At 66.6% G+C, this 20,381-nt stretch carries 21 protein-coding genes; 9 read left to right on the forward strand and 12 right to left on the reverse strand.

The features are described from left to right. The first annotated feature begins 151 nt into the window (after positions 1-151). Positions 152-1,702, forward strand: a complete 1,551-nt coding sequence (abc-f, locus tag M2390_RS11010; RefSeq protein ID WP_121687928.1) for a ribosomal protection-like ABC-F family protein — start codon at positions 152-154, stop codon at positions 1,700-1,702. A 92-nt stretch (positions 1,703-1,794) separates the two neighbouring features. Continuing rightward, positions 1,795-2,304 carry a GbsR/MarR family transcriptional regulator gene (locus tag M2390_RS11015; protein WP_259178693.1) on the forward strand — a complete coding sequence of 170 codons (510 nt, stop codon included), beginning with the start codon at positions 1,795-1,797 and terminating at the stop codon, positions 2,302-2,304. Positions 2,305-2,341: 37 nt separating this feature from the next. Here M2390_RS11015 and M2390_RS11020 read toward each other — a convergent pair whose 3' ends face one another. From M2390_RS11020 to M2390_RS11050, 7 genes are all read right to left on the reverse strand, one after another. Further along, positions 2,342-3,133 (reverse strand): ABC transporter ATP-binding protein, encoded by a 792-nt coding sequence (locus M2390_RS11020; protein ID WP_259178694.1) that lies wholly within the window; start codon positions 3,131-3,133, stop codon positions 2,342-2,344. Then, positions 3,130-4,233, reverse strand: a complete 1,104-nt coding sequence (locus tag M2390_RS11025) for an iron chelate uptake ABC transporter family permease subunit (protein ID WP_259178696.1) — start codon at positions 4,231-4,233, stop codon at positions 3,130-3,132. The genes M2390_RS11020 and M2390_RS11025 overlap by 4 nt, the downstream gene beginning before the upstream one ends. Then, a complete protein-coding gene (locus tag M2390_RS11030; RefSeq protein WP_259178698.1) occupies positions 4,230-5,285 on the reverse strand; it encodes an iron ABC transporter permease in 1,056 nt (351 codons plus the stop codon). The genes M2390_RS11025 and M2390_RS11030 overlap by 4 nt, the downstream gene beginning before the upstream one ends. Next, positions 5,282-6,301 carry an iron-siderophore ABC transporter substrate-binding protein gene (locus tag M2390_RS11035; RefSeq protein ID WP_259178700.1) on the reverse strand — a complete coding sequence of 340 codons (1,020 nt, stop codon included), beginning with the start codon at positions 6,299-6,301 and terminating at the stop codon, positions 5,282-5,284. The genes M2390_RS11030 and M2390_RS11035 overlap by 4 nt, the downstream gene beginning before the upstream one ends. Before the next feature lie 223 nt (positions 6,302-6,524). Further along, positions 6,525-7,382, reverse strand: coding sequence for an SURF1 family protein (locus M2390_RS11040; RefSeq protein WP_121687923.1), 858 nt, complete (start codon positions 7,380-7,382; stop codon positions 6,525-6,527). Continuing rightward, positions 7,379-7,606, reverse strand: a complete 228-nt coding sequence (locus M2390_RS11045; protein ID WP_259178701.1) for a hypothetical protein — start codon at positions 7,604-7,606, stop codon at positions 7,379-7,381. Before M2390_RS11045 ends, M2390_RS11040 begins: the two co-directional genes overlap by 4 nt. A 28-nt stretch (positions 7,607-7,634) precedes the next feature. Then, positions 7,635-8,054 (reverse strand): DUF3099 domain-containing protein, encoded by a 420-nt coding sequence (locus M2390_RS11050; RefSeq protein WP_259178702.1) that lies wholly within the window; start codon positions 8,052-8,054, stop codon positions 7,635-7,637. Between the two features lie 151 nt (positions 8,055-8,205). Here M2390_RS11050 and fabG point away from each other — a divergent pair, with 151 nt between their 5' ends. Continuing rightward, a complete protein-coding gene (fabG, locus tag M2390_RS11055) occupies positions 8,206-8,916 on the forward strand; it encodes a 3-oxoacyl-ACP reductase FabG (RefSeq protein WP_121687920.1) in 711 nt (236 codons plus the stop codon). A gap of 58 nt (positions 8,917-8,974) precedes the next feature. On the opposite strand, the gene serB is transcribed toward fabG, so the two are convergent. Continuing rightward, entirely contained in the window at positions 8,975-9,625 is a 651-nt protein-coding gene (gene serB, locus M2390_RS11060) for a phosphoserine phosphatase SerB (RefSeq protein WP_259178706.1), read from the reverse strand. Positions 9,626-9,727: 102 nt separating this feature from the next. Between serB and M2390_RS11065 the strand changes: the two genes are divergently transcribed. The 3 genes from M2390_RS11065 to M2390_RS11075 all read left to right on the forward strand — a co-directional run bounded on the left by M2390_RS11065 (position 9,728) and on the right by M2390_RS11075 (position 12,392). Continuing rightward, on the forward strand, positions 9,728-10,510 hold the full coding sequence (locus M2390_RS11065; protein WP_259178708.1) for an ABC transporter ATP-binding protein: 783 nt from the start codon (positions 9,728-9,730) through the stop codon (positions 10,508-10,510). A 145-nt stretch (positions 10,511-10,655) separates the two neighbouring features. Continuing rightward, positions 10,656-10,904, forward strand: a complete 249-nt coding sequence (locus M2390_RS11070; protein WP_121687917.1) for a type B 50S ribosomal protein L31 — start codon at positions 10,656-10,658, stop codon at positions 10,902-10,904. Positions 10,905-11,003: 99 nt separating this feature from the next. Continuing rightward, entirely contained in the window at positions 11,004-12,392 is a 1,389-nt protein-coding gene (locus M2390_RS11075; protein WP_259178710.1) for a CoA transferase, read from the forward strand. A gap of 15 nt (positions 12,393-12,407) precedes the next feature. Here the strand turns inward: M2390_RS11075 and M2390_RS11080 are convergent, their stop codons facing one another. Further along, positions 12,408-13,109 carry a 3'-5' exonuclease gene (locus M2390_RS11080; protein ID WP_245991927.1) on the reverse strand — a complete coding sequence of 234 codons (702 nt, stop codon included), beginning with the start codon at positions 13,107-13,109 and terminating at the stop codon, positions 12,408-12,410. Positions 13,110-13,380: 271 nt separating this feature from the next. Between M2390_RS11080 and M2390_RS11085 the strand changes: the two genes are divergently transcribed. Beyond that, a complete protein-coding gene (locus M2390_RS11085) occupies positions 13,381-14,622 on the forward strand; it encodes an acyltransferase (RefSeq protein WP_259178712.1) in 1,242 nt (413 codons plus the stop codon). Between the two features lie 63 nt (positions 14,623-14,685). Here the strand turns inward: M2390_RS11085 and treS are convergent, their stop codons facing one another. Beyond that, positions 14,686-16,395, reverse strand: coding sequence for a maltose alpha-D-glucosyltransferase (treS, locus tag M2390_RS11090; protein WP_259178713.1), 1,710 nt, complete (start codon positions 16,393-16,395; stop codon positions 14,686-14,688). Positions 16,396-16,510: 115 nt separating this feature from the next. On the opposite strand from treS, the gene M2390_RS11095 reads away from it, so the two are divergent. Next, positions 16,511-17,407 (forward strand): alpha/beta fold hydrolase, encoded by an 897-nt coding sequence (locus tag M2390_RS11095; protein ID WP_259178715.1) that lies wholly within the window; start codon positions 16,511-16,513, stop codon positions 17,405-17,407. A 57-nt stretch (positions 17,408-17,464) separates the two neighbouring features. On the opposite strand, the gene M2390_RS11100 is transcribed toward M2390_RS11095, so the two are convergent. Together M2390_RS11100 and M2390_RS11105 are read right to left on the reverse strand one after the other, a co-directional pair. Beyond that, positions 17,465-18,301 carry an NPP1 family protein gene (locus M2390_RS11100; RefSeq protein WP_259178717.1) on the reverse strand — a complete coding sequence of 279 codons (837 nt, stop codon included), beginning with the start codon at positions 18,299-18,301 and terminating at the stop codon, positions 17,465-17,467. A 302-nt stretch (positions 18,302-18,603) separates the two neighbouring features. After that, on the reverse strand, positions 18,604-19,440 hold the full coding sequence (locus tag M2390_RS11105; protein WP_259178719.1) for a Sir2 family NAD-dependent protein deacetylase: 837 nt from the start codon (positions 19,438-19,440) through the stop codon (positions 18,604-18,606). A gap of 103 nt (positions 19,441-19,543) precedes the next feature. Between M2390_RS11105 and M2390_RS11110 the strand changes: the two genes are divergently transcribed. Further along, positions 19,544-20,353 (forward strand): RNA methyltransferase, encoded by an 810-nt coding sequence (locus M2390_RS11110; protein ID WP_121687910.1) that lies wholly within the window; start codon positions 19,544-19,546, stop codon positions 20,351-20,353. Positions 20,354-20,381: the final 28 nt, after the last annotated feature.

Genomic DNA, 20,381 nt, shown 5'->3' on the forward strand with positions numbered 1-20,381 from the left:
GGCTCAGATAGGTCACGGTGGCTAAACCGCGTAGACTGGGTGACTTACCTCGACTTTTATGGCGCTATTTGTGGTGCCTGGTTAGCAAAGGACACCCGCAGTGGCTCTCTCCGTTCAGGATCTCGAAATCCGTGTTGGCGCACGGCTACTCATGGAAAACGTGAGTTTCCAGGTCGCCGCGGGCGACAAGATCGGTCTGGTGGGACGTAACGGTGCCGGCAAGACCACCCTCACCAAGACCCTGGCCGGCGAGATTCCCGCCGCGGCCGGCGCGATCAACAACCGCGGCGAGCTGGGATATCTGCCCCAGGACCCGCGCACCGGAAACCCCGAAGACCTCGCGCGCACCCGCATCCTGGATGCCCGTGGACTCGGTCAGATCGCGCTGAGCATGGCCAAGGCCACCCAGGACATGGCGAGCACCGACCCGGCCGTGGCCGAGGCCGCCATGAAGAAGTACGGCAACCTCACCGACCGCTTCAACGCGCTGGGTGGCTACGCCGCCGAGGCCGAGGCAGCCTCGATCGCCAGCAACCTCAACCTGCCGGATCGCATCCTCGACCAGCCGCTCTCCACCCTCTCGGGTGGTCAGCGTCGCCGCATCGAACTCGCGCGCATCCTGTTCTCCGACGCGCAGACGATGATCCTCGATGAGCCCACCAACCACCTCGACGCCGACTCGGTGGTGTGGCTGCGCGAGTTCCTGAAGAACTACCGCGGTGGCTTCATCGTGATCACCCACGACATCGAGCTCGTGGGCGAAACCGTGAACCGCGTGTTCTACCTCGACGCCAACCGCCAGGTCATCGACATCTACAACATGAACTGGAAGAACTACCTGCGTCAGCGCGAGGCCGACGAGGAGCGCCGTAAGAAGGAGCGCGCCAACGCCGAGAAGAAGGCCACGACCCTGCAGCTGCAGGCGGCCCGCTTCGGTGCCAAGGCGTCCAAGGCCGCGGCCGCCCACCAGATGGTCGCGCGCGCCGAGAAGCTGCTTGCCGGCCTCGACGAGGTACGTCAGGTCGAGCGGGTGGCCAAGCTGCGCTTCCCCGATCCCGCGCCCTGTGGCAAGACCCCGATCATGGCGAAGAACCTCTCCAAGAGCTACGGTTCGCTGGAGATCTTCACCTCGGTCGACCTGGCGATCGACCGCGGTTCCAAGGTGGTGGTGCTGGGCCTCAACGGTGCCGGAAAGACCACGCTGCTGCGCATGCTCGCCGGGGTGGACAAGCCCGACACCGGCGAGATCATCCCCGGTCACGGCCTTAAGGTGGGCTACTACGCGCAGGAGCACGAGAACCTGGACGTGAAGCGCACGGTGCTGGAGAACATGCTCTCCGCCTCCCCGAACATCGGCGAGACCGAGGCGCGTAAGGTGCTGGGTTCGTTCCTGTTCACCGGTGACGATGGTCACAAGCCCGCCGGTGTGCTCTCCGGTGGTGAGAAGACGCGTCTGTCGCTGGCGATGCTGGTGGTGTCCTCGGCCAACGTGCTGCTGCTCGATGAGCCCACCAACAACCTCGACCCCGCCAGCCGCCTGGAAATCCTGGATGCCCTGGCACACTTCACCGGTGCCGTGGTGCTGGTGTCCCACGACTCGGGTGCCGTGGAGGCGCTGAACCCCGAGCGCGTGCTCATTCTGCCCGACGGTGTGGAAGACCACTGGAACAAGGACTACAACGACCTGATCGAGCTCGCCTAGCCGGCACGTGATTCACGGCCCCGGATACCTTTTTGGTGTCCGGGGCCGCGGCGTTTTCAGGTCCGGCACACACCGCTGGATACACTGAATTCATGACTTCCGATCCCCGGCATCCCGAGAGTGCGCCCGCGCAGAAGGCCGAGTTCCACACCTGGTTTGTGGACGCGTTTGCCGGGTTCTGGCAGGGCGGCGGCGGTACCCGGATCGGCGGGCGAATTGCCGGCTACCTGCTGCTGAGTGAAGCCGACGGGGTCAGCGCCGATGAGCTCGCCCGCGAACTCGATATCAGCCGCGGTTCGGTGTCCTCGCACGTGCGCAAGCTTGAGCAGGGCGGCTTTGTGCACCGGGTACGCCGCCCGGGCGCGCGCACGCACTACTTTGCGATGGATGCCGATGTGTGGGGCGGATTCCTCAAGCAGGAGCAGACCTACCTCGCCAACCAGCGCGCGCTCGCCGAACGGGCCCTGGAGCATGTGGCCGCCGGGGGCCTCGCCCACGAGCGCGTGCGCAACATGCGAGACTACATGGGGTGGATGGTTGATAACCGCGCGCTGGACACCGAGTGGGCGCGCTTCAAGGCCGAGCGGGACGCCCAGGGCTAGCGGCACCCTGGCGGTGGCTGGACGGTAATGCGCCGAGCTAGCCGCGCGCGAGCGGCACGATCAGCGGGGAACCGCTCTGTGGGTCGGTGGTGATCTCGGCGGGCAGCGCAAACACCTCGCGCACCAGCTCGGCGCTGAGCACCTCCGCGGGGGCACCCTCGGCCACGATCGCGCCCTCATGCATGACGATCAGGTGGTCGGCATAGCGGGCCGCCTGGTTGAGGTCGTGGAGCACGGCGATCACGGTTTTCCCGGCTGCGCGCATGTCCTGGCAGCGGTGTAGCAGATCGATCTGGTGGGCAATGTCGAGGAACGAGGTCGGCTCATCCAACAGCACGTACTCGGTGTCCTGGGCCAGCACCAGCGCAACCCAGGCACGCTGCCGCTGGCCACCGGAGAGCTCGGACACGAAACGATCGGCAAGGTGCGCAACCCCGGTCTGTTCGAGCGCGCGGTCCACGGCTTCGGTGTCGCCCGGTGCCCACTGCCGCAGCACCGAGTGATACGGGTGGCGGCCGCGGGCCACCAGGTCGCGCACCCGGATGGTGTCCGGGGCGATCGGATCCTGGGGGAGCAGGGCCAGGCGGCGTGCGATGGCCTTGGGTCGCATCCGGGCCAGATCGGTTCCGTCGAGGGTGACCGTGCCCGCGCGCGGGGTCATCGCCCGGCCCAGACTCTTCAGCAGGGTGGATTTGCCGCAGCCGTTGGGGCCGATAATCGCGGTGAATGCGCCGGTGGGTGGGGCCACCGAGAGGTCACCCAGGATCTCGCGTGAGCCGTAGCCCACGCGCAGGTGTCGGGCGATCAGGCCGGGGGTGATGGGGGTCATAGTTTGCCTTTCCGCCATTCGCGAATCAGGAGTGCGCCCAGGTAGATGCCGCCGACCCCGGCGGTGAGGATCCCCACCGGGAGCCCACGCGCAAACGGTGCCTGCTGGGCCAGCAGGTCCGCGATCACCAGGATCAGCGCCCCGAGCAGGGCCGAGAGTCCGAGGGAGAGTGCGGGGGAGCGGGTGAGGCGCTGGGCGATCTGCGGCGCGGTGAGGGCCACAAACGAGATCGGTCCGGCCACGGTGACCGCCCCGGCCGCCGCGACCACGGCCACGACAATCGCCGCCGTGCGGGTCGCGGTGATCCGGATGCCCAGCGAGTGCGCCAGCGCATCCCCGAGTCCGATCTGGTTGAGTGAGGGGGCCAGGACCCAGGCGGCGGGAAGGGTGATCGCCAGGGTGATCGCGATGATCCCCACCGCGCCCCAGCCCACCGAGTTGATCGATCCGGCGAGATAGCCGGCGAGCTGACTGGCCTCATCGCGCAGCTTGACGCTGACCACGTACTGGGTCACCGCGTGGGCCATCGCCGAGACGCCGATGCCGGCGATGATGATGCGCGCCGGGGCGGCAAATCCGCGTCCGGTGGAGAAATACACCAGGGTGATGGCCAGGGCCGCGCCGATCAGCGCGCCCACCGGGGTGGGCAGGACGCCGGGCCAGAGCAGCGCGCAGATCGCCACTCCCGCCCCGGCTCCGGCACCCAGGCCGATGACGTCGGGGCTGCCGAGCGGATTGCGGGTCACGGCCTGGAACAGCGCGCCGGAGATGCCCAGCGCCGCGCCCACGCCGATCGCGACCAGCAGGCGCGGTCCGCGCAGCGTGGTTAGCGTAAACCCGGCGGCTCCCCGCGGCGGGTCAAACAGGGCCGCCGGGAGCGCCTGGGGCGCGATTCCCAGCTTTCCCATGCTCAGGGTTAGTACGGCCGCGATCAGGAGCAGAACGAGGGCGATGCCCGACCAGGCCAGCGCCCGGGGGTGGATGGGCAGGGCAACCCATGAACCGATCCGGAACAGACGCGGCGGCCGGGCCGTGGTGGGGGATGATTCTCGCGGGGTATTCAGGCGGGGATACCGGGACCCTCGAGCCAGCCGGGTCATCCGCGCACCGCCCGTCCGGCCCGCACGGCAATCAGTAGGAACGGGGCACCCACAAACGCGGTCACCACCCCCACCATCAGCTCGCCGGGGCGCGCGATGACTCGGCCCACAATATCGGCGGCGATCAGGACCGAGGCCCCCAGCAGAATCGCCGCGGGCATCTGCCAGCGATGATCGGTTCCCACCAGTGCCCGCACCAGGTGTGGCACGGCGAGGCCCAGGAACGCAATCGGCCCTACCAGCGCGGTGGCCCCGGCGCACAGCAGGGCGGCAGCCAGCAGGGCCCCGGCGCGTACCCGGGGAACCGAGACTCCGAGCGAGTGGGCGAGGTCGTCGCCGAGGGCGAGGGCGTTGAGTCCCGAGGCGAGGATCAGCGCGAGCACCAGGCCCAGGATCAGCGCGGGGGCGACCTCGGCGAGGGTGTCCAGACGGCGTCCGGCGAGGGAGCCGATGACCCAGAAGCGGAACGAGTCGAACACGGCCGGGCGGGTGAGAATCATCGCCTGGATGTATGTGCCCAGCACCGCCGAGACCACGGCACCGGCCAGGAGCAGCGGGACGATGCCGCCGCCGGTGGGGCGTCCGGCCACCAGGACCACCAGGATCACCGTGACCAGGGCACCAACCAGCGCGACCCAGACGGTCCCCGCGCCGATTGCGGTCCCGGTGATCGCCGTCGCGGTCACCACGGCCGCGGAGGCTCCAACACTCACGCCCAGCAGTCCCGGATCACCCAGCGGATTGCGCGTTACCCCCTGCACGATGACCCCGGAGACCGCGAGGCTTGCCCCCACCACGGCGCCGATGATTGTCCTCGGAATGCGTTCGGTGACCACGAGCTGTAGGTGTGGATCGCCGGCGCCGGTGAGTGCCTGCACAACCTCGGCGATCCCGGTGACCCGACTGCCGGCAAACAGCGACAGCACCGAGAGTGCGGCCAGGAGTAGGGCTAACCCCACGAGGATCAGCAGGTTGATCGGTGCCGAGCGAACGCCCAAGCGGCCGCGCCGGGAATCCCGGGCGGCCGCAGGCGTGGTGGAGACGGACGTCACTTACCGGCGTGCGCGAGCGCGGCGTCGATCAGCGGCACGTAGCGCTCGAGTGCCCAGGGCACGGTGAGCGGGTTGATCATCGAGGATCCGGTGACGAAGGGCTGGTCGGTCGGTGCCACCACGGCCCCCTTGGCAACCGCCGGAATTGCCGCGTAGAGCGGCTGCGCCTCGATCTCGGCGCGGGTCTCCTCATCGGAGTAGAAGGTGAAGATCAGGTCCGAGCCGGCGAGCTTATCGGCGTTTTCCAGGCCGATCAGCGCCGAGTCGGTACCCTCGGTTTCCTCGAACGAGTTGACCACGGGGTCCACGGTGAGGCCGAGCGCCGAGGCCATGGCCACCCGCTGCTCGCCGGGGAAGAACACGCCCAGGGTGCCGGGGCCGGTGGTGTACACGTAGGAGAAGGTCACGCCCGCATACTCGGGACGCTTGGCGTTTTCCAACTGGGTCTTGATGTCGCTCACCAGGTCGGCGGCCTCGGTGGACTTGCCCATTGCCTTGCCGATGGTGGTGATCTGGTCGTCCCATGTGATGGTCCACGGCTGCTTGGGATAGGCGATGGTCGGGGCGATCTTGGAGAGCACGTCGTACTGCTCCTGGGTCACGCCCGACCAGGGTGCGAGGATCAGGTCCGGGTCGAGGTCAGCGATGGTTTCCACATCGAGCTCGGTGTTCCCGGTGAAGGTCTTGGGCAGCTTCCCGCCCTCCTTGGTCACTGCCTCGTGGACCCAGGGGAGGTAGCCGGTGTCATCGCTACCCCAGGGGTATTCCTCCATGCCCACCGGGATGGTGCCGAGCGCGATGGCGGTTTCGGCGGATCCCTGCCCGAGGGTCACGATGCGTTTGGGGGTGCCGGTGATCTCGGCGGTCCCCAGCGCGTGAGTGATCGTGACGGTGTCGGCGGAGCCGGCGGCATCGCCGGTGGTTCCCTGGGCGGAGCAGCCCGCGAGAACCAGGGTGGCCGCGGCGAGGGCGGCGGCAAAGAGCGTGCGGCGGGGCCGCTGGACGGGGCGTCGCATGTGGAGCCTTTCGGTGGGGGAGGGTGCACCTGATCGGTGACTCGGGGATCGACGCGCGCCTCTGTCGGCGCGGATGGTGCATCTGCGGACCGGGGCATCGAACCGTGTGGTTAGTCTAGCCTTACCTCACCTGAACTTTCAAATATTTTGACACTTTGGATGTGCGGGCAGCAAAAAACCGCGGACCCCGGCTTGGGGATCCGCGGTTTCTCGGGATAGATCTTTAGCGTTCGGCGTGGATGCGCACGTCCTCCACCTCGGCGTCCTCGACGTCGGCATCGGTAAGCTTCGAGGCGCGCTTCGCGGCCCGCTTGGCGGCGCGCACCTTCTCGGCCGGATCGTCCGAGTTCACCCGGCGATACTCCTCCCGCACGGCCCACCCCAGGAAGGTGAAGCCCATCAGCGCAAACAGGATCCACTGGAACGCATAGGACAGGTGCGGTCCCTCATCGGGGTCCGGCTTCTTCACGGCGGCAGGACGCTGCTCGCTGGGGGCGGGGTCCTCGGTATCCAGCAGGCCATAGGCACCGGTGTAGATGCGCTCCTTGAGGATCGCCTCGGCCTCGGGCAGGTTGACCGTCGCCAGCTGCCCGGTGGGGGCTCCGCGTCCACGAATGGTGTCCTCGCTGGCCTTCAGCCGTGCCACCACCGTGACCTCGCCGCTCGGCGGGGCGGGCACGTGATCGGGACGCTCGGCGTTGTTGCCCTGCGGAACCCAGCCGCGGTTGACCAGGAACACCTTGCCGTTATCCAGGCGCAGCGGGGTGAGAATCTCATACCCCGGCGAGCCATCGTAGGGACGGTTACGCACCAGGATCTGCTTATCCTCCTCATAGCGACCGTGCATGGTCACCGGAAGCCAGCGATCGTTGATGTTGAACGCGCTCTCCGAGGGGAGTGCCTGATCGATCTGCACCGGGGTGGCGTCGAAGTTCTTGGCCACGCGGGCAATCTCATCCTCGCGCTCGCCGCGGCGATCCAGTTGCCAGTTGGAGAGCAGCACGCAGGCGATGGCAAACACGATCGCCACGCCCAGGTAGGCAAACCAGCGCTTTTCAAACACAAACCGCCAGCGGTTCACGGGGTCTCCTCGGGGATAAAGGGGGCCACCTCAACCGGGAACCCCCGGGAGGTCAAAAACTCGGTCAGAAACCCATCGTGCTCGGCGCAGGCCAGCCACACCTTGCTGCGGGTTTCATCGTGAATCTTGGGGTTGCGCCAGGTGATCTTCACGGTGGCCTCGGCGCGGCAGCCGGCGCGGGAGCACTCGTGAATCGCGGGCTCACCAAACAGTCCGCCTAGCATGCGGCCTGCGCGTTCAACGGGGAGGAGGTCATGCGGTCTCCGGTTTGGGGGTCGGGGCGTCGGCGGGGTGCTCATAGATGACCCAGCTGTCGGGCGTGCCGGGCTCGGCATCGGCGGGGGTCTCGGCGGCAGACTCCTCGGTAAAGCTCGGCTGCGGGGCAGGCTCGGGAATGCGCACGGTCTCGGGCATCGAGGCCGTGGGGATCAGCCCGCCGGGGGATTCCCGGTGTCCCTCAACCGCCGGCCCGGGCATATTGGCCACCAGCACCGCGAAGTAGGGGATGAACACCGCGCCCAGGATGGGTACCAGCATCCACCAGCCGTGCACAAACATCAGGCTCACCAAACACACCATCCGGATAGCCATCGCGATGAAGTATTGGCGCATGCGCCGGCGACGGTCTTCCTCGGGTGATCGCGGCAGTGTGGTGATCGAGGAGTCGTTCATGTCGGTCCTAAGCCTACGCTCTTTCCCGGGACACCCTAAGCTGGAACCAGCGCGCGGCCACCGGGTGGCCCCGCAGACACGAACATTCCCTCGAATTCGCGCCGGATGCCCACGCGCCGGCGCGGCCGAGGCCCAGGTTTCAGGAGAAAACATGACCGAACCTCGTACCGTCCTTGTCACCGGTGGAAACCGCGGAATCGGCTTTGCCATCGCCGAGGAATTCCTCGCTCAGGGCCACCGCGTCGCCGTGACCGCACGCTCGGGTGAGGGCCCCGCCGGTTCGCTGACCGTGCGTGCCGATGTCACCGACGCCGCCTCGGTGGACGCCGCCTTCACCGAGATCGAGGCCGCCTACGGTCCGGTCGAGGTCCTGGTCGCCAATGCCGGCATCACCCGCGACACGCTGCTGATGCGCATGTCCGAGGAGGACTTCGACACCGTGATCGACACCAACCTGGGTGGATCCTTCCGCGTGGTCAAGCGCGCCTCGAAGGGGATGCTCAAGGCGCGCTACGGCCGCATCGTGCTGATCTCCAGTGTCGTGGGCCTCTACGGTGGTCCCGGCCAGGTCAACTACTCCGCCTCCAAGGCTGCCCTGGTGGGCATGGCCCGCTCGATCACCCGCGAGCTGGGTGCCCGCGGCATCACTGCCAACGTGGTGGCCCCCGGGTTCATCGAGACCGACATGACCGCGGCACTGCCCGAGGACACCCAGAAGCAGTACAAGGCCAGCATCCCCGCCGCACGCTTCGCCTCGCCCTCCGAGGTGGCCAAGGTTGTGGCGTGGATCGGTGGCGAGGACGCCGGGTACATCTCCGGTGCCGTGATCCCCGTCGACGGCGGCCTGGGCATGGGCCACTAGTCTCACACGAAAAAACGCGGGGCACCTCGATTCCGAGGTGCCCCGCGTTTTTCTGTGCCTAGCCGCGCAGGCCCAGTAGCGGCAGAATGTCCGAAAGGTTGCGGCTGCCCACGGCGACGCTCGCCTGGGCGCGCACGGCGGGCTTGGCGTCATAGGCCACCGAGAGCCCGGCGATCGCCATCATCTTCAGGTCGTTGGCGCCGTCACCCACGGCGATGGTGCGTTCAAGGGGCACCCCGAACTCGCCCGCCCACTCGCGCAGCGCCACGGCCTTGGCCTCGGCGTCGATGATGTCACCCAGCACCTTGCCGGTCAGTGCGCCATCAATCACCTCGAGGCGGTTGGCACGCCAGCGGTCAAGCCCCAGCGACTCCGCCAGAGGATCCAGCAGCTCGTGGAAACCACCGGACACCACGGCCACCCGGCCACCGGCACCATGGACCCCGGCGATCAGATCGCGCGCGCCATCGCTCAGCTCGATCTTTGCGCGCACCGCGTCGATCTCGGAAACACTCAGGTCTTTCAGGGTTGCGACACGCTCACGCAGACTCGCGGCAAAATCCAGCTCCCCGCGCATCGCCCGCTCGGTCACCGCGGCCACGTGCTCCAGGCTCCCGGCGCGCTCGGCAATCAGCTCAATCGCCTCATTTTTGATCAGGGTGGAATCCACATCCAGGATCACCAGGAAACGGGCGGGGGAGTCGCTCATGGTCTTCTGCTCTCTGTCGCAAAACGGCTATCGCCTCATTCTGGCATCAACTCGGCGACGGATGTGTCACGCACTCCGGGTGGGGAGCGATAGGCTTAGAACATGGCGAAGGTTCTGCACGTAGAAGACGTATCGGTGCTGCGAGATGGCAGCCCCATCCTGGATTCGGCGACCTGGACGGTCGGTTCCGATGAGCGCTGGGTCATCCTCGGACCCAACGGTGCCGGGAAAACCACCCTGCTGCAGCTTGCAGCCACCCAGCTCTACCCGACCCTCGGTGCCGTGGACATCCTCGGTGACCGCCTGGGTCGCACCGATGTTTTCGAGCTGCGCCCGCGGATCGGATTCGCCTCCAGCGCACTCTTCAAGCGTCTGCCGCAGGGCGAGACCGTGCTCAACGTCGTGATGACCGCCGCCTACTCGGTGACCGGTCGCTGGACCGAGGAGTACGAAAACATCGACGAGAAGCGCGCCCACCGCGTGCTGAACGAGTGGAAGCTTGACCACCTCGCCGACCGCGCGTTTGGCACCCTGAGCGATGGCGAGCAGAAGCGCGTACAGATTGCCCGTGCGGTCATGACCGACCCCGAGCTGCTGCTGCTAGATGAGCCCGCCTCGAGCCTCGACCTCGGTGCCCGCGAGGAGCTCGTCGCACTGCTCGGCGGTTTTGCCCGCTCAAGCGAGGCTCCGGCCATCGTCATGGTCACCCACCACGTGGAGGAAATCCCCGTGGGCTTCACCCACGCACTGCTCATCCGCGAGGGTCGCATCGTGGCACAGGGTCCGCTCGCGGACACCGTGACCTCGGACAACCTCTCCACCACGTTTGGTCTGCCGATCAACGTGACCGAAACCGGCGGGCGTTACAACGCCCGCGCGGTCTAGGCCCAAGACCCGCCGGGGCGTGCGCGCACACCCCGGTATGAAGTCTGCTAAAGTTAGTAGCTGACTTAGCTGCGCAGGTTTCGCGCCGCGCGGCCAAATCCCAAGACGTTTATCGTTACCACCATCCACTATCAAGGAAGTCCTCATGAAGACCGACATCCACCCCACCTACGAAGCAGTTGTGTTCCGCGACCTCGCATCGGGTGAAACCTTCCTGACCCGTACCACGGTCACCAGCGACAAGACCATCGAGCTCGACGGTGTGACCTACCCGGTCATCGACGTCGAAATCTCCTCGGCTTCGCACCCCTTCTACACCGGCAAGCAGCGCATCATGGACTCCGCCGGCCGCGTGGAGAAGTTCAACCAGCGCTTCGCAGGTTTCGGCGCGTAACCCGCACCCAAACCTCAACCGGGTTCCTCCTTCGGGAGGGGCCCGGTTTTGTTTTGGCGCGCCATTGCCGAACCGGGCCCCGCGAGGCAGGATAAAACTATGGAAACTGCCGACCTGCTCGATGTGATTCTCGCGGCCCGCCCGCCGCTCGCGAGTGGTGAGGCCGTGCCCGCGGTTGGCGATCAGGATCCCGCGGCGACACGCCTGAGTATCGAGGACCCCGAAACTCCCGCCGACCTGCTCAGCAGCGTTGCCGCCGCAACCTTCGCGGCCGCCCAGATCGCCGCCGCCGACCTCATCGCCCCCGCCGCGCACACACCCGTCACCGTCTCCCGGATGGGCGCATCCGCCTGGTTCCATGGCACCCTGCGCCCACTGGGGTGGCTCCCCGGCAACCCCTGGAGCCCGCTCTCGGGTGGGATCCAGACCGCCGACGGATGGATCCGCACCCACGCCAACGCCCCCACACACCGAATCGCGATGCTGGATGCCCTGGGCCTCGCTCACGACACCACCCGCGCGCGTCTGGAGGCCCGCCTGGCGCAGCTGGACTCGATCGAAGCCGAGGATCGCATCGTCGGCTTCGGGGGAGCGGCCGCCCGGTTACAGACCCGCACGGAGTGGGAGCATTCCGCCCCCGGGCAGGCGATTGCGGCCGAACCACTCATCGCCTGGGGCCCCACCGGCTTTCCCGCCCGCCGACAGGGTGCCCCGGACCCCGAGCAGCCCCTGCGCGGGGTCCGGGTACTCGATCTGACCCGCGTCATCGCGGGCCCGGTCGCGACCCGCACCCTGGCACTGCTGGGTGCCGACGTGCTCCGCATCGACCCACCGGACTGGTCCGAACCCGCCCTGGAATCCGAGATGCTGTGGGGCAAGCGCACGGCCCGGCTCGATCTGCGCCACCGGGTGGACCGGGAACGTTTTCTCAACCTCCTGGCCGAGGCCGACATCCTGGTGCACGGCTACCGCGCCGACGCCCTCGAACGTCTGGGCTTTGGTGAGTGGGAGCGCGCCCGAATCCGCCCGGGACTCACCGAGGTCGCGTTGAATGCCTACGGGTGGAGCGGCCCCTGGCGAGGCCGCCGCGGGTTCGACTCAATCGTGCAGTTTAGTACCGGCGTCGCGGCCGTCCCCGCGGGAGAAACGGTGCCGGTCTCGCTGCCCGTGCAGGCCCTCGATCACGCAACCGGGATGCTCGCGGCCACCGCCGCCCTGCGCGCCTGGGCGCAGTCCGTGCATCACGGCGAGGGGGTGCGGGCGCGCCTGTCGCTGGCCAAGACCGCGAGCCTGCTGGATTCGCGCATCGGCACCGATCCACTCACCATCGTCACGCAGTCGCCGGCCCCCACCTCCCGGATTGAACACACGTCCTGGGGGCTTGCACAGCGCCTGGCCTGGCCCGCCTCCGCCGCGAGTATTCGGGTGGATTCGGAACATCCGGCGCGGGCGCTGGGTGCCGACGCTCCGCGCTGGGGACAGCGCTAACACGCAGGGGCGGCCCTAGCGGACCGGCCACTCCCCGGAGGCCACAAAGTTCGGGTTCTTGGAGCGGCGCATGTACTCCTGGAAGGAGGCAGCCTGCTCGGCGCACCACTCCACCTGCTTGGCGTGCAGCTCGGCGGCGCTCAGCCCCTCCAGCTTGTCGGCGTGGGCGCGGATCAGTGCCTGAGCCACATGGCCGGCGGCAATCGCGTCGGAGGCGGCGTCGTGCGCGTCCAGCAGTGAGACCCCGTAAAACTCGGCCGAGGCCTCCAGCGTGCGCTTTCCCTTGCGGAAGCGGTCTACCGCCTTGTCGATCACCAGCGGATCCACGATCGGGGACGGGTTCTCCAGCGGCGTGTATCCGTAGCGCAGCGCCTCGTGGTGCAGCAGACTGAGGTCATAGGGGGCGTTGTAGATGACCACCGGCACGTTGGCGGTGAGTAGCTCCCGCAGCGCCGAGATAATCTCCGCCACCACCAGGGCGGCGGGCTGACCCTCGGCGCGGGCGCGCTCGGTGGTGATGCCGTGCACCGCGGTGGCCTGCTCGGGAATCTCGACTCCGGGATCCGCGAGCCAGTCGTGGTTGCGGATCACCTCGCCTCGCGCATCAAGAATGCCCACATGCGCGCTCACAATGCGGCTCGTGGTGACGTCGATCCCGGTGGTTTCCAGGTCGAAGACGGCGATCGGCTGGGTCCAGATGCTCGTGGTGGTATTCACGTTTCTAAGCTTAGGCCGGACCACCGATACCGGTGTGGAACACGCGCCGCCCCGGGGAGAACCCGGGTCTTGGGGCGCGGGCGACATCCGACAGTTCGGCGTGCAGTGGGTGTCGTCTCCGCGCGCACCATCGAAGCCGAAGGATACGCTGACCGCCTGGTTAGGGCTTGGAGAACCGGCGATGAGTGGCCTGCTTTCCCGCCGCCGTGTGGCGGCGCAGGAGCGGGGCTGAACCGGGCCCGGATGGTGCTTCCGCGGAGAAAGGAACCTTATGGGGCGAACCGTATCGCTCGCTCAGGGATCGACGAGCCGGGCACGGCCCACGGTATCCGCGGCGCTCCAGGGTCATCGCAACTCACTCGGGATTATCCGACTCGTGCTTGCCGGGTCGGTGATCTTCTCCCATGCCTTTCCGCTGGGCGGCTGGGGTCAGGACCCCACCCTGCTGTGGACCAAAGAGGAAAACCTGGGTGGACTCGCCGTTTTGGGCTTCTTCGCGATCAGTGGATATCTGATCACCAAGAGCGGGATGAACGCCGATGCCGTACAGTTTTTCTGGCGTCGTAGCCTGCGTATTTTCCCCGCCTACTGGCTGGTGCTGATTGTCGCCGCCCTCGCGGTGGGGCCGCTAGTGTGGCACCTGATGGATCGTCCGCTGAGTGCGTACTTCGTTTCTCAGCCGGGGTGGTTTGGCTCGTACCTACGGGGCAACGCCATGCTGACCATCCAGCACTTTGGCATCCTGGACATCTTTCAATCCACCACACCGTACGGAAATCAGACCGGCGGATCGGTACTCAACGGTTCGATCTGGACGCTCGAGCGAGAGTGGGCCTGCTACCTCATCATCGGCGTGCTCGTGTTGATCGGGGCGATGAGATTCGCCCGATGGATGGTTCCTGTGCTCACCGGGGTGTTTTTCACGTTTGCCCTCATCCGTCACATCAATCCCGAGTTTCTGGCCGCGTATGCGCCCTTCCTCACCGACCGCTTCGCAATCCAGCTGCCGCTGGTGTTCCTGTGGGGCGCGATTCTCGCGGTCTATTCCACACGGATCCCGATGAGTAACGTCGCCGGTATCGCCTCGGGTGTGGTGTTCCTGATCGCCATCCAGTTCCAGCTGCTGGACACCCTCGGCTATCCGGCCCTGGCCTACTTCCTGTTCTGGGTGGCTGCCGCGCTGCCGCAGAGCTGGCAGTGGATCGGTGCCAAAAACGACTACTCCTACGGCCTGTACCTGTACGGGTTCCTCGTGCAGCAGTTCACCGCGTATCTCGGCTGGCATAACTGGGGATACCTGCCGTGGACCCTGGCCAGCCTGGTCATTTCGTTTGCGCTCGCCTGGCTCAGCTGGCACGTCGTGGAAAAGTGGGCGATGCGACTCAAGGACTGGGGGCCCGGGCGCGGGATCCGCTTCTGGTGGAATCGGCTGGTTTCACCGCTCCTCTCGGGCGGCACGAAGCGGCCCGCGCCGCGTCATGCGGCAGCCCGCCCGGCAAAACACCGCGGTTAGCGCCGTCCACGCAGCAAAAACGCCTCGCGCTCCGGGGAGCGCGAGGCGTTTTCGGATGGGGTACTAGGCGCTGGGCCGGCTCACGTGCAGCCAGTAGAAGCTCTGCGAGCCCATGGTGAGGTTCAGCGTGCCATCTTCGCCGAAGGAGGGGAAGGTCGCCCCACCAAACAGGTCACGCACCCGATGTCCGGCCAGGGACGGGTCGGTGATCGTCACCGGGGTAGGGTGGTGCGCGAAGCTAAACACACACAGGACGTCCTCGGCCGGCTCGTTCTGCGGTCCCACCTTGCCCTCGTAGCTGCGCCGGAAGGCGAGCACCGAGCCGTGGTTGGTGTCGACCACCTCGAGGGTTCCGAGTCCAAACACCGGGTGGGACTTGCGGATGTGGATCACGTTGCGGATCCAGTGCAGCAGAGACGCCGACTGGGCCAGCTGGGACTCGACGTTGACGCTCTGGAAGTTGTACACCAGGGACTGCACCACGGGCAGATACAGCTTGCCGGGGTCGGCGGCCGAGAAGCCCGCGTTGCGGTCCGGTGTCCACTGCATCGGGGTCCGGGAGGAGTCCCGATCATCCAGCCAGACGTTATCGCCCATGCCGATCTCATCCCCGTAATAGAGGAACGGGCTGCCACCCAGCGAGAAGAGTAGCGCGTGGGCGAGCTCCAACTCGGCACGGGAGTTGTCCAGCAGCGGTGCGAGGCGTCGCCGGATGCCCACGTTGACCCGCATCCGCGGATCGTAGGCGTACCAGCCGTACATGGCCTGGCGGTAATCCTCGCTTACCATCTCCAGGGTGAGCTCGTCGTGGTTGCGCAGGAACACGCCCCAGCCCGCCCAGTCGGGGATGTGGGTGACCTCGCGCAGAACCCGCTCCAGCTCCTCGGACTGCTGCGAACGCAGCGCATAGAAGATGCGCGGCATGACCGGGAAGTCGAAGGCCATGTGGCACTCGGGGGCGTCGTCCGTCCCGAAAAACGCGGCGGTTTCCTTGGGCCACTGGTTCGCCTCGGCGAGCATGATCCGACCCGGATACTCCTCATCCAGCATCGCGCGCAACTTCACCAGGAACTCGTGGGTTTCCGGTTCGCCCTCACCGTTGCCCTCATCGGACTCATAGAGGTAGGGGACCGCGTCCAGACGGAAGCCATCCACCCCGAGGTCCAGCCAGAACCGCACCACGTCAAAGATGGCCTCGTGAACCGCGGGCTCGCCGTAGTTCAGGTCCGGCTGGTGGGAGAAGAAGCGGTGGAAGTAGTACTGCTTGCGCACCGGATCAAACGCCCAGTTGGACTCCTCGGTGTCGGTGAAGATGATCCGAATATTCGGGAACTTCTCGTTGTCATCACTCCAGACATAGAAGTTGCCGTAGGGTCCCTCGGGATCCTCGCGGGAGGCCTGGAACCAGGCGTGCTGATCCGAGGTGTGGTTCAGCGGAATGTCGATGATGACGCGCATATTGCGCTCATGCGCACGGGTCACCAGCTCGCGGAACTCCTCGATCGTGCCAAACTCCGGCAGGATGGACCGGTAGTCGGCCACATCGTAGCCGCCATCGCGCAGGGGCGAGGTGAAAAACGGGGGAAGCCACAGCGCATCGATTCCCAGCCACTGCAGGTAGTCGAGCTTGCTGATCAGACCCTTCATGTCGCCGGTTCCATCGGCGTTACTATCCACGAAGGAGCGGACCATCACCTCATAGAACACCGCGCGGCGATACCAGAGCGGTTCGCGTGCGAGGCCGGGAAGCTGGATGGGCGCAGTAAAGGTCACACTGTTCCAATCTGTGGTGCACGGGCACGATCCACGAGGTGGATCGAACTGTCTTCCGAACGAGTCTAGGGGCAGCGGGCGGGAATGTGTTGTGCACAACACCTAAACTGAGGATGTGACTGCACCGATCTCCCCGTACCAGCCCCGTCTCGACCAGATTGCGACCCGCCGCGGCGAGGTGACCCTGGAGGGTGCACGCACCGCGTACTGGGAATATGGTGACCCGGATGCCGCGGTGACGATGGTGTTTGTGCACGGATTCCGCGGTGATCACCACGGGCTGGAGCCGATTGTGGCCCAGTTCCCCGACGCGCATATCATCGCCCCCGACCTGCCCGGGTTTGGTGAGTCCGCGGCGTTTATCAGCGGCCGCCACGATATTGAGGGCTATGTGCGCTGGCTGCAAGGTTTCATTGCCGCGCTCGATCTGGCCGCACCGCCGGTGATCCTCGGCCACTCGTTCGGGTCGATTGTGGTGTCGGCCGCGGTGGCCGACGGACAGCCGGTCTCCACGCTGATCCTGGTCAACCCGATTGCCGCGCCGGCGCTGTCGGGACCGCGTGGAATCCTCACCCGACTCGCAGTCTTCTACTACTGGGCGGGTAAGTCCCTGCCCGAGGGAATGGGATTTGCGCTGCTGCGCTCGCGGATCATCACCCGGGTCTCCAGTATCGCGATGGCGAAGACCAAGGACCCCGAGCGTCGGGCCTGGATCCACGATCAGCATGATCGCTACTTCAGCGCTTTTGCCGACCGGGCCAGCGTGATGGACGCGTTTGACACCTCGGTGCGCTATGACGTGAGTCAGTATGCCGACAGGATTCCCGTGCGCACCCTGCTGATCGCCGCAGAGAACGATGACATCACCTCGGTGCCCAAGCAGCGCGAGCTCGCCGAAAAGCTTGCGGATGCCCGCCTGGAGATCATCCCCGAGGTGGGGCATCTGATTCACTATGAGACCCCCGAGCAGGCGGCCGCCCTCATCCGTGACGAACTGGGTCTGCCGGCCTAACCACCACACCCGCACCCGGAGAACCGGAATGCGGGTGCGATGTTTTGATGCCGGGGGTTAGCCCCAGGGGTTGAAGGAAATTCCCGCGGGCTTGCCGGCGTTCAGGCCGTAACCGAAGTTCTGGTCACCGATCTTGATGGTGGCCGAACCGAAGTTGGCGCTGAGCAGACGGTTACGGTAGTCCGAGGGGTAGCCGTTCCAGCCCACCAGGCGCGGGTAGACCCAGCCGCCGGTGACGTTTTCCACCCGGTCATCTGAGGCGTTGGCCAGGCGGAAGTAGTGGGTGAAGCCACCCTCCTTGTGGTAGACCACCTTGGCGTGGGTGCCGTCGAAGCGGACGTTGGAGGCGGGATCCACCTGCCATCCCGAGTGCACCGAGCGCGAGACGTACTTCACCTGGTTGTTCTGCACCCAGATGATCACGTGCTCCCAGTCGTGACGGTGGCCGTTGCTGCCGCCGGCGATCTCCCCGACGCCGTTGGAGGACTGGTCCTTCTCGAAGTAGCTGGCGTACATGATCGCGCACCAGCCGTTATTGCACTTCTCGCGGGAGTAGGTGTTGGCATTTTGCAGCTGCGGGGCATCGTGGCAGTGGCCGTTGACCGCGCCGCCGAGGCCGAGCCCCGAGTTGATCTGTCCGCTGGCGCTGATCGCGGCGGTGGCATAGCAGCCGTCGGTGTCGTAGTCGTAGGCCGGCGAGAAGGTCTGCTCCAGGCCGTCCGCGTTCTGCGGCAGCGGCTGGAAAACCTGGGCCTGTGCGCTGGGCGCGGCGCCCAGGGCGAGGATTGCTGCGCACGCCGCTCCCAGCAGGGCGAGCACAATCTTTCGGGCGACGCGGGCTGAGCGCGGCGCGGTGTTTTCGGCCGAAGCCGAGCCATCCAGGGTGATGGACATGGTTCTCCTTGAAAGGTCGCGATGGGTGTCAGCTCGAGACTCATGCCGTCGCGACCCGCGACATTTCCCCCAGAGCCGGGGAAGACTCTTCGTCCCCCCGAGGCTCAGTAAAGTGCACCCCCAAAACACGGGTCAAGAAGTACAAAAGTGATTGTTATCTCGGGCGTGGCTATGAGCCCTCTATGCCCCGTATTTACGCCAGCTATGCGTTTTCTCTGCGCAAAAAATTAACCCGGCGGACACATAACCGGCCGGTCAGGCGGGAGTTCGAAACCCCACCCGGCCGGCCGGTCGGAATGCGGCTAGTGGGCGAGCCGCTCATCCAGTGCGTGCAGGGCCGGTGCCACCGAGCCCTCCAGTACCAGCGTTGCGCGGGATGCGCCGCCGGTGGTGCCGCGGTTGATCGTGATGATGGGGGAGCCGTCGCGACGGGCCTGATCCAGCAGCCGGATTCCGGTGTTCACGGTGAGCGAGGACCCGAGCACCAGCAGCGCGTCGGCACGGTGCACGATCGAGCGGGCGCGGGCAAAGCGGGCCGAGGGGACGGTCTCCCCGAAGAAGACCACGTCGGGCTTGAGTGGGCCGCCACAGACCGTGCACACGGGCACGGTGAAGCCGTCCAGCTCGGGCACCTCGGCATCGCCGTCGGGGTTAAGCCGGTCGGCATCCTCGGGACCCAGCTGGGCCAGCCACGGGTTTTCCCGGGCGATCTGATCGGTGATTGCCTGCCGGGCGAACCCCTGCTCACAGGACAGACACACCACGCGATCCAGACCCCCGTGGAGCTCCACGAGCTTTCGGGTCCCCGCCTGACGGTGCAGCCCGTCCACGTTCTGGGTTGCGATCCCCAGGGCCCGTCCCGAACGCTCCCACGCGGCCAGCAGTCGATGGGTGGGGTTGGGTTTGGCCGCCCGCATGAGGCGTCCACCGAGGAAGGCTCCGGCCCAGTAGCGGCGACGGCGCTCGGCCGAGGCCCGAAACTCGGGCCCGGTCATCGGCCTGCGCACCGGGGCACCCGGGCCGCGATAGTCGGGGATTCCGGAGTCGGTGGAGACACCGGCACCGGTCAGAATCGCCAGGCTGCGGCCCCGCAGAATATCCGCCGCGCGGTCGAGGTCTGCCGAATCGGGAATGGGCACGTGACGCCTCCAGGGGCCGGGGATGGAATGATGGTCTAGCGGGGGATCGGATGATCCCCTCGTGGTGTTACATAACCACCGTAGTGAGTACAGGAGTATTTGGGTGCGCGTTATTCCCCTGGGGCCGGACGGGCTCGATGAACTGGCCGATTATGCACGGCTCACCGACGTGGCCCTGCGCCGGGTGACCGAGCCCGAGGGCGGGCTCTACATCGCCGAGTCGAGCAAGGTCATCACCCGCGCCATCGCCGCCGGTCACGTGCCCCGATCGGTTCTGCTTGCCGAGAAGTGGCTGGCCGAGATGGAACCCATCCTCGCCGACTTCCCCGATGTTCCGGTGTATGTGGGCGATGCGGCCACGCTGGAAAAACTCACCGGATTTCACATGCATCGGGGCGCGCTCGCCGCGATGCACCGGCCCGAGCTACCGGATATGGCCGAGCTGATTCGGGATGCCCGTCGCATCGTGATCCTGGAAGACATCGTGGACCACACCAATGTGGGTGCCATCTTCCGTGCGGTAGCCGGCCTGGGAGCCGACGCCGTGCTGGTCTCGCCGCGCTGCGCCGACCCCCTCTACCGCCGCAGTGTCCGGGTGAGTATGGGTACGGTGTTGCAGGTGCCGTGGACCCGGATGCCCGAGTGGGACGACGCGCGCGAGATCCTCAGTGCCGCGGGATTCCATGTGGCCGCGCTGGCTCTGGATGAGCGTGCGGTAACCCTGGATGAGTTCTCGGCGAACGCGCCCGAGAAGATCGCCCTGATGCTCGGCAGTGAGGGCGATGGCCTCAGCCGACAGGCCCTGCACCACGCCGACAGCACGGTGATCATTCCGATGCTGCACGGGGTGGACTCGCTCAATGTCGCCGCCGCGAGTGCGGTTGCGCTGTGGGAATTGCGGATTCGCGACTAGTTTCCGGCGGCGCGCACGAAACGCTCAG

The sequence above is a fragment of the Mycetocola sp. BIGb0189 genome, from assembly GCF_024810155.1.
Classification (GTDB): Bacteria; Actinomycetota; Actinomycetes; order Actinomycetales; family Microbacteriaceae; genus Mycetocola; species Mycetocola lacteus.

What these genes read in the sequence shown, in the direction of transcription:
- abc-f (WP_121687928.1), top strand. Translation starts at nt 152, where the DNA reads ATGGAAAACGTGAGTTTCCAGGTCGCCGCGGGCGACAAGATCGGTCTG.
- M2390_RS11015 (WP_259178693.1), top strand. Translation starts at nt 1,795, where the DNA reads ATGACTTCCGATCCCCGGCATCCCGAGAGTGCGCCCGCGCAGAAGGCC.
- M2390_RS11020 (WP_259178694.1), bottom strand. Translation starts at nt 3,133, where the DNA reads ATGACCCCCATCACCCCCGGCCTGATCGCCCGACACCTGCGCGTGGGC.
- M2390_RS11025 (WP_259178696.1), bottom strand. Translation starts at nt 4,233, where the DNA reads ATGACCCGGCTGGCTCGAGGGTCCCGGTATCCCCGCCTGAATACCCCG.
- M2390_RS11035 (WP_259178700.1), bottom strand. Translation starts at nt 6,301, where the DNA reads ATGCGACGCCCCGTCCAGCGGCCCCGCCGCACGCTCTTTGCCGCCGCC.
- M2390_RS11045 (WP_259178701.1), bottom strand. Translation starts at nt 7,606, where the DNA reads ATGCTAGGCGGACTGTTTGGTGAGCCCGCGATTCACGAGTGCTCCCGC.
- M2390_RS11050 (WP_259178702.1), bottom strand. Translation starts at nt 8,054, where the DNA reads ATGAACGACTCCTCGATCACCACACTGCCGCGATCACCCGAGGAAGAC.
- fabG (WP_121687920.1), top strand. Translation starts at nt 8,206, where the DNA reads ATGACCGAACCTCGTACCGTCCTTGTCACCGGTGGAAACCGCGGAATC.
- serB (WP_259178706.1), bottom strand. Translation starts at nt 9,625, where the DNA reads ATGAGCGACTCCCCCGCCCGTTTCCTGGTGATCCTGGATGTGGATTCC.
- M2390_RS11065 (WP_259178708.1), top strand. Translation starts at nt 9,728, where the DNA reads ATGGCGAAGGTTCTGCACGTAGAAGACGTATCGGTGCTGCGAGATGGC.
- M2390_RS11070 (WP_121687917.1), top strand. Translation starts at nt 10,656, where the DNA reads ATGAAGACCGACATCCACCCCACCTACGAAGCAGTTGTGTTCCGCGAC.
- M2390_RS11075 (WP_259178710.1), top strand. Translation starts at nt 11,004, where the DNA reads ATGGAAACTGCCGACCTGCTCGATGTGATTCTCGCGGCCCGCCCGCCG.
- M2390_RS11085 (WP_259178712.1), top strand. Translation starts at nt 13,381, where the DNA reads ATGGGGCGAACCGTATCGCTCGCTCAGGGATCGACGAGCCGGGCACGG.
- M2390_RS11100 (WP_259178717.1), bottom strand. Translation starts at nt 18,301, where the DNA reads ATGTCCATCACCCTGGATGGCTCGGCTTCGGCCGAAAACACCGCGCCG.